7 protein-coding genes and 1 tRNA gene are annotated in these 10871 nt (G+C 44.1%); 4 read left to right on the top strand and 4 right to left on the bottom strand.

The annotated features are described in order from the left end of the window. Positions 1-4 precede the first annotated feature (4 nt). The 3 genes from PQ469_RS02725 (at position 5) to PQ469_RS02715 (ending at position 2606) form a co-directional block, all read left to right on the top strand. Entirely contained in the window at positions 5-1444 is a 1440-nt protein-coding gene (locus tag PQ469_RS02725; protein WP_274211602.1) for a SusD/RagB family nutrient-binding outer membrane lipoprotein, read from the top strand. Positions 1445-1568: 124 nt separating this feature from the next. After that, positions 1569-1641, top strand: a tRNA-Cys gene (locus PQ469_RS02720). Positions 1642-1664: 23 nt separating this feature from the next. Next, a complete protein-coding gene (locus tag PQ469_RS02715; protein WP_274211601.1) occupies positions 1665-2606 on the top strand; it encodes a PIG-L family deacetylase in 942 nt (313 codons plus the stop codon). A gap of 7 nt (positions 2607-2613) precedes the next feature. Here PQ469_RS02715 and PQ469_RS02710 read toward each other — a convergent pair whose 3' ends face one another. Continuing rightward, positions 2614-4341, bottom strand: a complete 1728-nt coding sequence (locus PQ469_RS02710) for a glycosyltransferase family 39 protein (RefSeq protein ID WP_274211600.1) — start codon at positions 4339-4341, stop codon at positions 2614-2616. Between the two features lie 211 nt (positions 4342-4552). On the opposite strand from PQ469_RS02710, the gene PQ469_RS02705 reads away from it, so the two are divergent. After that, positions 4553-4825 (top strand): DUF4242 domain-containing protein, encoded by a 273-nt coding sequence (locus tag PQ469_RS02705; protein WP_090642539.1) that lies wholly within the window; start codon positions 4553-4555, stop codon positions 4823-4825. 381 nt (positions 4826-5206) lie between these two features. Here the strand turns inward: PQ469_RS02705 and PQ469_RS02700 are convergent, their stop codons facing one another. From PQ469_RS02700 to PQ469_RS02690, 3 genes are read right to left on the bottom strand one after another with little or no spacing between them, the layout of a single operon-like run. Then, complete coding sequence (locus tag PQ469_RS02700) at positions 5207-6145, bottom strand: DUF1735 domain-containing protein (protein WP_274211599.1); 939 nt, start codon at positions 6143-6145, stop codon at positions 5207-5209. 27 nt (positions 6146-6172) lie between these two features. Then, positions 6173-7609: a SusD/RagB family nutrient-binding outer membrane lipoprotein gene (locus PQ469_RS02695; protein WP_274211598.1), complete on the bottom strand. Its 1437-nt coding sequence runs from the start codon at positions 7607-7609 to the stop codon at positions 6173-6175. A gap of 26 nt (positions 7610-7635) precedes the next feature. Next, positions 7636-10869 carry a SusC/RagA family TonB-linked outer membrane protein gene (locus tag PQ469_RS02690; RefSeq protein WP_274211597.1) on the bottom strand — a complete coding sequence of 1078 codons (3234 nt, stop codon included), beginning with the start codon at positions 10867-10869 and terminating at the stop codon, positions 7636-7638. Positions 10870-10871: the final 2 nt, after the last annotated feature.

Here is a 10871-nt window from a genome sequence, read left to right as displayed (position 1 = left end):
AACCATGAAACTTAAATATACAACCCTCATATTATCAGGCGCGCTGTTGTTACCGGCAGCATCGTGCAAAAAAGACCTGGTAGATATTAACAAAAACCCCAATAACTCGCAAACGGCACAGCCCGATTACCTGCTTACAGCGGCCAGCAAGGTTACCGCCGATACCTATTGGGGCACGGCCAACAACATGGACGCCAGCCTGCTGTTTGTACAATACTGGGCCAAAATTCAATATACCGATCCCGACAGGTATATATACAGCAACAGCGCTTTCCAGGAGCTATGGACGGTAGGTTATTCAAAAAGTATAGTTAACCTTAACCAGATCATTAAACTGGGCGACGCGCAGGGAAATACCAACTACAAAGGCGTAGCGCTGGTGCTGCGTTCATGGGTATTTACTTTGCTTACCGAGGCATACGGCAATATCCCTTACAAGCAGGCGGCCAATATTGATCAGTACCTCACCCCGGCTTATGACACCCAAAAGGATGTTTATTTTGCCCTGCTTGATGATTTAAAAGCCGCCCAAGCCGCGCTTGACCCCTCAGGAAAAGCCATTGCCGGCGATGTTATCTATGGCAACAATATAGCCTTGTGGAAGAAATTTGCCAACTCGTTGCGCCTGCGCATTGCGTTAAGGATTGCAGATAGGGAGCCCGCGAAAGCAAAACAGGTTTTGGCCGATATACAAACCGAGGGCGGCAGCTTTATAAGCGCCAATACCGAGACCGCGCAGTTTACTTATGTAGATTCGCCGAACCAAAACCCCATAAGCAATTTATTTGATACCCGCGACGATTACCGCATCAGCAAAACTATTGTCGATAAGTTGTTTGCGCTGAATGATCCGCGCCTGCCCGTGTACGCCAGCAAAACCAAGGATGCCACACCGCAAACCTATGTGGGCATACCCAACGGTCTGCTGGTTGGCGATGCCAGCAACCTGGGCTTCACCAAAACATCAAAACCAGGCACTTACTTTTTAGCGCCGCATGCCCCTGCGGTGATCATCAGCTATGCCGAAACCTTGTTTGATCAGGCTGAAGCAGCCGCGCGTGGCTTTACCACCGGGGATGCTGCCGACTTATACAAACAGGCTGTAACTGCGGCATTAAAACAATACAGCATTGCCGATGCTGATATTGCTACTTACACAGCGCTGCCTGCTGTGCAATATGACGCCACCAATTACAAAAAATCAATTGGCGAGCAAAAATGGATAGCCCTGTTTGGACAAGGACTGGAAGGCTTCACCGAGTGGCGCAGGCTTGATTACCCGCAGCTACAGCCTGCTGTAGCGGGTACGTTAAGCGGCAAACTGCCCGTACGGTTTATTTACCCGGGCACGGAGCAATCGTTAAACGGTGCCAACTACAAGGCGGCGGTAGCCAGCCAGGGCGTCGATGTGCTTACAACCAAATTATGGTTTGATGTAAATTAAAAATGATAAACGGCCATGTTTGGGGTTGATACCCGGCATGGCCGCTTTTAAAGCGGAAAGCAGAATGCTAAAAGCTTAACGCTGATTTGCTTTAAGTGGCATTAATTGAAGGCATTGTAAAAAAGGCGGAGTGGCCGAGTGGTTCAGGCGGGGGTCTGCAAAACCCTTTACGGTGGTTCGAATCCACCCTCACGCCTCCGGATTTAACGTTAAATATGCTATGAAAAAACTGGCTGTACTATTAACTGTCGTATTTTATTTGGGAGGATTAAAACAGGCAAACGCCCAGGCTACGGCCCACAGCCCGCGTGTACTGGTAGTAATGGCACATCCAGATGATGAGAGCACATTTTCGGTAACGCTATACAAAATTGCCAAAGAGCAGCATGGCATTGTTGATTTGTTTGTAATAACCAACGGCGAAGCGGGCTACAAATACGCCACCCTTGCCGAAGCCTACTACGGCATTGAGCTAACCGACGAGAAAACCGGCCGCGCCAACCTGCCACGCATCCGCAAACGCGAGTTGGTAAACGCCGGCCATATTTTGGGTATAAACGAATATTATTTCATCGATCAAAAAGATGCCCACTATACCCTGAACGAAAAGGAACCGCTTGATACCAGCTGGAATGTTAATACGGTAAATACCCGCCTGCACCAGGTTTTAACCAATAATCACTACGATTTTATATTTACCCTTTTGCCCGAAGCTGGCACCCATGGTGCCCATAAAGCTGCCACATTGATTGCCTTAAATGCTATAACCACATTGCCTGCCGATAACAGGCCGGTTATTTTAGGTGCGGCTACCTGCAACAAGGCCGATACCGTTACCCGGTTCAAGGGCTACAGCAGCTATGCGCAAACCGTGCCGTTGACGGATACGGCAAATTTTAAGGTAGACCGCACAGCATCCTTCAGCTACAAAAACAGGGTAAGCTACAAAGTAATAGCCAACTGGGAAATTGCCGAGCACAAATCACAAGGCGTTACCCAAATGACAATGAATGATGGCGATATGGAAGATTTCTGGTATTTCGCCGTGAATGGTAATGCCGGTTTACAAAAAACAAAGGCTTTGTTCCGGGCGCTTAGTTATATGCCTTATGTGCCCAAAACCTACCAGGATGCAAAGCCATTGTACTCAAAATCCAGATAATCTGCGTTTATTTCACGGTATAGCTTATCGCTTTGCTGTTACGCCCGCCGTTAAACGGATCGGTTAGTAACGAAAACACCAACTGGTACTTACCCGGCTTGGCTGGCGCGGTTACATTAAACTTAAAGTGGGTTGTTTCACCCGGTTTCAGGCTGATGTTGTAAAAGCTATTGTCGGCCCTTTGGCTGCTGAACACGTCGGTATCAACAATAAAGCTGGCTTCAAAAATAACCTGGTGAAGCTGGCCTTTGTTGCTGAAGCTAACAGGCACGCGGTAAGGGTTTTTAAAGGTAAGGTCAAATTCCTTTTGCTGGCCGGGAGCTACAACCAGTTCCTTTTCTGTTGCTTCAAATTCAATTTTCTGATAGGTGCGCACATCATTTACCCAGCCGCCGTACCAGGTACCTGCGGGTGTATTGATGGTATCGGTGCTGAAACCCGGCTGAGGATGTTCTAATATATAATAGGCGCGTTTGTGCTGCAGGCTGTCTTCTATCGGCCAAAACTCGTATTGTGTGCGGCGGTAATAGCGCGGGTCGTAATCAAAGCCTTTTAAGGTATTGTTATAAAAATTATATTTCGATGGGTTTTGGAAGCCCTCGTTAAAAATTACGTAGTTATCGCCCGCCTTGTCATGTACCAGTTTTGCCCAATCTTCAAAATCGTAAAAAATCCTCAGCGCGTGCATTTGTTTTAGTATAGGCGGGCCCGCGATAATCAGCAGCCTTACAAAAACAATCAGCCCGATGTTAATCATCGCCAAACGGTTAAACCAGGCCGGTTTACCACCCGGCTGTGTAAAATGAATGAGCGCCAGCATGCACAGCGGCACATAGGCTATGAGCGTCCAATGCAGCTGCACTTCGCCCTTAAACGATGTCAGGAAAAAAAACAGCAGAATGCCAATACTATTTACCAGTAGCACCCTGGCAAAAGCATCTTTTATACGCAGGGTAAAGCCTTTGTAAAACAGCAACCATCCAATTAAAGGGCCGGCCATCAGCAACTGCCCCAAAGGATAATTATAGGAAAAAGACAGATCGTAGGGCTTATCCGAGCGCTCGGCCAGGTGGTAACTTATAGACGGGAATTCGTTATTAACCTGCCATAAAATATGGGGTATAAACAGTACCAGCGCCAATACCACTATGCCATAAAACGATGCCCGCTTAAACAATTTAGGGCTTGATATCACCGTACAGCCCAATAGCAATATGCCATGGTATTTACTGTACAGCAAACATGCAGCTATTATGCCCAGTATCAGCGCCAGCTTCCAGCCATCCTGTTCGAGGTATTGCTGTAAAAAAAACAGGAACAGCACCGTAAAAATAAGCAGTGGCGCATCGGGCGTGGTAATAAAGCCATAAATATGAAACACAAAAATACCGGATACTACCAGGATAAACGTAAGCGCATCTACCCTATATTTTTTAAGCGTGAGCCAGATAAACCAAAGTGATAAACTGCTGCATATAACGGTAAGCAGCCTTAGGCCGAAACTGTTGTGGATTAATCCGTAGCCCGCACGGATAAATACAGCCACCATGGGCGGGTGGTCATAATAACCCCAATCCATAAATCGCGAATAGAGCCAGTAGTAGGCCTCATCGGCGTGCACCTCCAGGGTGGCGGCCTGCAGGATGTTCAGCGCTGTCCATAACAATAAAAAATAGATAATAAGCTTGTTTTGCTTAGCAACGGGCTGCACATTATTGATGGCGGTATCCTGCATTAATTTTGTTAGCTATTAATAACGTAAAGGTATAATAAAACCGCCAAGCCGAAAAGGCATGGTTTACGAGATATTTTTTGAGTATTGCTTGCCGGCTTATAAACCTAACTCATTGATTAGCAGAAAAAAAGTAGTAATTTCTCCAATTAACCATTAATTGTTTTATAACTTTAATGTGTTATAAACATATAATTAAAAATCTAAAAACATTATGCCAAAGTATGTAATTGAAAGAGAAATACCCGGAGCGGGTAATCTTTCGGCCGAACAGTTGAAAGCCATTTCGCAAACATCATGCGGAGTATTGAGCAGTATGGGCCCGCAAATTCAGTGGGTGCAAAGCTATGTTACCGATGATAAAATATATTGCATTTATAACGCACCCAACGAGGATATGGTTAGAGAACATGCCGCACAGGGCGGATTCCCGGCAAACTCGGTAAGTAAAGTTTCAACTATCATCGACCCAACAACTGCCGAATAATTGATTTTGAAATAAAACAAGTAAGGAAATTAACGTCAAATAAAATGCAGCTATTAACAACAGCATTTGCTTGGCCGAAATGAATAATATTGTTGATGGCTATTGATGATAAGGGCTCTATAAGTTAAGAAACACCAAGCTATAGTGGCTAAATGTGGAAAATCTTCACAAATAAAAAAGGACTACCCAAACCGGGCAGCCCTTTTAATTAACTATAGAACAAGATTTTATTTATGGGCAATATCTTCCTGAACAATCCAATAAACGCCCAGAACACACTTATTTTAAATTATTGTCTCGGGGTGTCATTTTATATTTATTGGCCAGGGAAAAGAAAGGCACTATACTTTCATATAGCACCTTCCCAAATGTTTAGCTAAATTATCTCGGTCCTTTATAAGTCAAAGTTCCAACAACAATTCTTTTGTTAGTAGCATTTGCTCCCCAGTCAAACCCTAAATAAAACGTCTTGGTAGCAGGATCATAATAGTTATCGACACCAGGCGTATTTTTAACTGCAGGGTTGCCGCTTGCACTAACGGTAACTTTATTAGTGGCGGGATCAACAGCTAATTGTAAACCCGCTACCCCACCGACACCACCACCGTCATGCCAGAATATCTGGAAAGTGTTGGCATTAGCTGCGATAGTTGCAACCTCAGATTCCTGACCGTCAGGGAAGTCACCACCTAAATTGGTATCCGCTTCGCCATCTACAAATCTTTTTATATTACCGGCAAGCGTATAAATACCATCATATTTATTTTTCACACTGTAAAAAGCATACAAGGTATCTTTAGATGCAGCATGCACTGCTAAACCATCAGACTTAGTGATTTTATACGCCAATGCGTAGCTTTTTGAAAGATCCAATTTGCTACCATCAAGCTTAATAGCAAACTCCTTCTGAAAATCACCAGGAGCAAAGTTAAAGGTAAGGGAGCCATCAGCTGCCTGGGTTGCGTTGGTATTTGCAAGTGTGTAAAATGACGATGGCAGAAGCACATATGAAGCATCATTAGCCTTATTGTAAGCATCGATTGCGCCCGGTAAAGCTGTCACTATAACAGCCTGTCCGATTTTCAGATCAGATGGTTTGGCTGCATCCTTCTTTACAGAAAATACACTGATAGTTTTAACATCGGTAAACGGATCAAAAAACGTTGCGCTTTCCATTGAACCTGTAAAACCAATATACGAGGTACCTGCTGTTGGGTTCTCATTTGATAAATCGCCCGCCGGCACCTTACGGCAGGCAGAAAACATTACCAAAACAGAGCAGGCGAGAAGAATATGATTTAAAAATTTATTCCTTTTCATGTCTTTTTTATTAATAATTATAACTGATTAGTCTACATCCCACCACACGTGAGCGTCCTGGGTATCACCACCTGTAAGCCTGGCAACAGCAGCTTTAACGTTAACTTCGTTTGAGCTATACTCGTTTGTAGGATATACAAAGCGGCTTACAATCTTTTTAGAAGCGTTAACAGCATCTGGCGCAGGGTTTAGTGCAGGGTAACCTTTTGGATTAGCAGTAGTAGCCGACTTTCTCCAGATAGCCCATGCCTGGTGCCCATCAGGGTAACTTGCAATCCACCTTTGGATGGTGATGTTGGCAATGGTTGGAGGTGCAGCTGCAATATAGGCAGCGGTTGGTGCAGCTAAGCCCCATTGACCGTTTGAAGCTGTGATACCAGCCACGTAATCAGTTGCAACAACTTCTGAGGTCCATCCTAATGACGCCGCCTCTGCCCTTGCAAGGTAAACCTCACCCGCAGTAACAATAGTTACCGAACCGGTAGTTGTACGGAAATCGCCACGCATTACACGCGCCCAGTTGGGGTTAGCTTCAATAAATGCTAACACGTTGTTACGGGCCAAACCGTAGGTTACACCAATATCAGATGATTCTGTGTTGCCGATGGCCTCGCTTTTACCACCGTATACGCTAAGCCTGGTATCATTAAGGCCTTTAAGTATATCGGTCATGGTAGCAGATTCTGCAAAATCCTTACGGCCATCGTACAAGTTATACCAGGGGCTTTTGATACCGCCACCGGGGAAAGTTACTTTCATATTTTGGCTGTTTGATTCGATAACGCCGGCAGCAATCGCCTCTTTAACGGCTGTTGCAGCGTAACCGCTTGCAGCAGGAACAACCTTTGACAGCTGAACAGCAGCTAATAGTTTAATAGAGTTTGCAGCACGTTTCCATGAAGCAACATCACCACCGTAAATTACATCACCTGCTAATGACGAGCCATCAAGCTCGGCCTGGGCAGATGTTAAAGTGGCTATTATGCCCTTATAAATAGTCTCCTGCGTATCATATTTCGGCTGAATAGCAGTTAAGCCCTTTAAAGCGTCGCTGTAAGGAACTTCGCCCCATGAATCTGTTACTACCCAAAATATATATTGTTGCAAAATTTTGGCTACCGCAGATGATGCCTTGCTTTGGTTAAGGTTAATGATATTCTGCAAATCATACAACGGGCCGGAGTAGTAAGGTGTAAAATCATTCTGAGGCAAAGTATATAACGATGTACCAGAATACTGGGTTTCAGTAAAAAATTGCGCGTACTGGCCTCCTGATATTGCAGGGGTACCTGTTGACGACAGGCCGGTAACACTTACCTGGGCATTGGTTAACAACCCAGCTATAATAGGCTGTGTTGTTGCGGTAGGGTTTTGGTTAACGCTACCAAAGTCTTTCAACTTGTTACAGCCCGTGCCTAACCAAACAAACGCGGCTGTTAGTGTATAAATATATCTCTTTTTCATTTTCGTTGAATCTAATTTGTGTTTGCTTAGAAGGTTACCTTAAGATTAAAACCTAAGCCCCTTGTGCCTGGCAGCTGGCCGGTTTCACCTTGTTGTGAGCTAATTTCAGAAGGATCGTAATCTTTTGATTTGGCATAGATCAATAACAAGTTACGCCCTGTGATATCAAACCTTGCCGACTGGATAACTTTTCCTAAACCTAATTTAGCTACCGGTATTTTATAACCGATGGAAACCTCACGAAGTTTAACAAATGTTAAATCATAGATATATGAATCGTAAGTTTTGTTGTTAGTTAAACCCTGGAAATAGGTTTTAGCATCAATGTAGTTAGAAACAGATTTACCATCCGCGTCAACACCGCTAACTTTAACACCACCACCGTCGGCTACAGGATCACGAACCGGAACCCCTTTATCATTAAGCGCGGCAGTTGCAGCAGTTAACCCGCTAAACTGTCCCCACCTGTTTGATAATGAAACAAATTTACCGCCAACCTGGTAATCGATATTGGCATTAAGCACAAAGCTCTTAAAAATGGTGAATGAGTTTTGGATACCACCGGTCCATTTTGGAAGCACGCTGCCAAAATACACATTCGGATCATTAGCATACATACCGTTAGCGGCAATAATTGGAACGCCGGCTGCATTACGTTTTATGCCGTTGCCATATATCTGGCCCCACTCTTTACCTTCCTGGAACACCATGTAAGGCATATCTGTTCCCCAAACCTGGTCACTCGGATTAGTGTAACGGGTTACACCATATTTTTTGCTAACCTCTACAACTTTATTTTGTAGCTGGCGCGCGCCATTGATGGTTACATCCCAGTTAAAGTTGTTGATGCGTACCGGTGTGCCACTTAAGGTAAGCTCAATACCTTTTCTTTGAATTTTACCAAAGTTGGTTAATATGCTTGAAAAACCGCTGGCAGGGTTAACGGTAACTGATGCTGGGAAATCAACATCGGTACCTGCATAATAAGTAGCAGATAAACCTAACCTATCGTTAAGGAACCTTAAATCCAAACCTACCTCTGTTTGTTTGAACACGGCACCGTGTAAGGCCGGGTCAACACTTTGGTCGGGAGTATTCATTAATATATTTGTACCAAATTTGTATTGGTTAACACCGTAAACAGTGTTATTCCTGTATCCGCCGTAGTTATCGGTAGCAGTTGCAAGCGCTTGCGGGGTTTCACCATAAGATAGCCTTACCTTACCAAAACTTAACCAGTTATTAAACTGTGGCAATAGCTCGCTGAATACGAATGAACCACCAAATGACTTAGCTAATACGCTGTTATCCTGAGGGAATAATGAGGAAAACCAATCGTTACGTACAGTTCCATCTATAAATAAAAAGTTTTTGTAACCTAATGTAGCCTTTGCAAATAATGCCCTGTATTGCTCGTTTGTACGGGTGTTAAAAACTGATGGCGCGCTAACCGAGTTAGTTATATTATAAAGATCGGGGATGCTTAAACCATCAACAGTGTTACCACCATTATCCTTGTAGCTCCTGTTATAAATATCGCTACCTGCATTTATATCAATTTTAAAATCAGCGATCTGTTTGTTGTAGTTTGCCAGTAACTCGTAGTTTTCACGGTTTTCATAAACATTGTAAGTACGGTAATAATTTTTTACACCTGTTTGCGATCCGCTTTTTTGAAGAATAGCAGGAATGAATTCTTCTTGCCATTCGCTTCTTGAGTTTTTACGGTAAGTTGCCTTAATATTAAAATCCTTGTTAAGCTTGTACTGTAAATACACGTTACCATAAAAACGGTCACGTTGATTATCCTTGGTATTAAGCTCGGCTATTTTGTACATGTTATACCAGTAGTTACCAGCATAAAAATAACCCGGGTTTGAAGCATCGTAAGAAGTTGGGTTCTGGTGGTTCCAGCTCACCAGTGTGCCATCTGGGCTTGTCAGGTCTTTTAACTCCTTCATGATCCCCATATCAAGGTCGCGGTGCATCCACTGGTTAAAGTTACCGGTAGAAGCATTGGCGTAACCATCGCTTATATTACCATGTACCTTTTGGCTAACAAAATTAACGTTGGCGCCAACAGTAAAGTGTTTTCCTAAATCGTAGTTAACATTTAAATTAAATACGTTTTTCATCAGGGCGGTATACGGTACTATACCATTTACATGTTGATTGTTGTACGACATCCTGATGTTATAATCGTCGGCCGATTTTGTGAAAGCAATGCCATTATTAAGGGTAGTACCTGTTTCGAAGTAATTGCGCGCGTTGTTTGGCTGGGCAACAAGGCTGGCCGTTTTAAACGAATATTTGGTTCCCGGAGCCCATGCATACCATGGAATATACTCCTGGCCTACCATTTTAGGACCCCAGCTGCTATCGTCTGTATAATCCGGGTAGAATTTACCATCCAAAGCTTTCCATCCTTCAGGATCGCCCGCTTTGTAATGGTATTGCATTAAATCTGCAGCGGCACCGCCGGCATAAGTGTTTTGGTAGTTAGGCAATATGTAAACCTTATCAAAGTTTACACCGGCATTTAACTCGATGCCAACACCTTTAACTTTGCCACCTTTTTTAGTAGTAATAACGATAGCACCATTTGCCCCCGCAGAACCAAACTGCGCTGAGGCAGCAGGACCTTGCAATACAGTGATATTTTCAACATCATCGGGGTTAAGATCATCGGAGTTTGGCAGAATAGTACCATCCACAACATACAGTGCACCTGAGCTGTTACCGAAACCGGTAGCACCACGAAGCCTTACCTGTGTGTTACGACCCAAAGCACCTACCGACTGGCTGCGAATCTGAAGGCCTGCAACCTTACCTGCCAAAGCATTGTTAACGTTTGGCTGGCGAATAGTGTTTAAGGCATCGGACTTTACAACCTGTGCTGCATAAGAAATGGAGCGTGAAGTTTGCTTGGTGTTAAACGCACCCGTTACCACAACCTCGCCCAACTGGTTACTTACCGATGTAAGCACTACAGTAATAGGATCTACGGCAGGCATTTCGACTGTTTTGTAACCAATAAACTTAAAAGTAAGGGTAGCGTTTGCCGGAACGCTTAACGAAAATTTACCGGCGGCATTGGTTTGGGTACCCAAGGTAGTACCTTTTACAATTACTGTTACCCCCGGGATGGGTAGGCCATCGTCTTTGGCTGTAACCGTACCAGTAACGGTACGGTTTTGTGCGTGCACCTGCGTTAAGCATAACAACAGAAAACACAAACTCGTGAATAGAAGTTTTTTCATTG

Source organism: Mucilaginibacter sp. KACC 22773, assembly GCF_028736215.1.
Classification (GTDB): domain Bacteria; phylum Bacteroidota; class Bacteroidia; order Sphingobacteriales; family Sphingobacteriaceae; genus Mucilaginibacter.
This window is presented reverse-complemented; position numbering and strand designations above follow the sequence as displayed.

Coding starts and splice junctions, on each gene's coding strand:
- PQ469_RS02725 (WP_274211602.1), top strand. CDS start 5: ATGAAACTTAAATATACAACCCTCATATTATCAGGCGCGCTGTTGTTA.
- PQ469_RS02715 (WP_274211601.1), top strand. CDS start 1,665: ATGAAAAAACTGGCTGTACTATTAACTGTCGTATTTTATTTGGGAGGA.
- PQ469_RS02710 (WP_274211600.1), bottom strand. CDS start 4,341: ATGCAGGATACCGCCATCAATAATGTGCAGCCCGTTGCTAAGCAAAAC.
- PQ469_RS02705 (WP_090642539.1), top strand. CDS start 4,553: ATGCCAAAGTATGTAATTGAAAGAGAAATACCCGGAGCGGGTAATCTT.
- PQ469_RS02700 (WP_274211599.1), bottom strand. CDS start 6,145: ATGAAAAGGAATAAATTTTTAAATCATATTCTTCTCGCCTGCTCTGTT.
- PQ469_RS02695 (WP_274211598.1), bottom strand. CDS start 7,609: ATGAAAAAGAGATATATTTATACACTAACAGCCGCGTTTGTTTGGTTA.
- PQ469_RS02690 (WP_274211597.1), bottom strand. CDS start 10,869: ATGAAAAAACTTCTATTCACGAGTTTGTGTTTTCTGTTGTTATGCTTA.